We start from the raw sequence: 508 nt of genomic DNA on the forward strand, positions 1-508 counted from the left end.
CATCTCTTCACCACGACCAGTACCTAGGTTACCGTGATCTTCGTAGATGAAGTCGTTCGCGAATGCGATTGGCATATCAGCAACGCCTGCAACGTTGTAGTAAGGTGCCCATTGAGTACCTACTGCTGCACGGCCGTAATCGTCGTGAGAAACACCAACGTAGCCAAGACGAGTTGTGAATGACTCTTCACCACCATCTAGCATGTTCAGTGCCCATTCACCTTTAGCGTCAGCAGTAAAGCCGTTGCCTAGTTCGTGCGTTGCACCGAAGTTGATACGTGGAGAAACAGTCTCAACACCGATGTCGTCACTGTTTTGACGATCAGAGCTGTTTACGTCACCAACTGCAACTGAAACGTGGCCGCCAACTGAGAATGTTGTGCCGTCTTCGTTGTAAAGTTCTACTGCAACTGCCTGTGTACCAAATACTGCACCAGAAATCGCTAGCGCTAAAAGTTTCTTATTCATTGTCATATCCATTTGTAGCTGGGTGAGTTATTCACTAACA

1 pseudogene is annotated in these 508 nt (G+C 47.6%); it reads right to left on the reverse strand.

Features of this window, described 5'->3' with window-relative positions:
• Nucleotides 1-468 (reverse strand): annotated as a pseudogene (locus tag BCT81_RS19945) (porin); the annotation flags it as partial.
• Nucleotides 469-508: the final 40 nt, after the last annotated feature.

Origin of the sequence: Vibrio sp. 10N.261.52.A1, from assembly GCF_002876325.1 — a bacterium.
In the GTDB taxonomy this organism is placed as follows: Bacteria; Pseudomonadota; Gammaproteobacteria; order Enterobacterales; family Vibrionaceae; genus Vibrio; species Vibrio chagasii.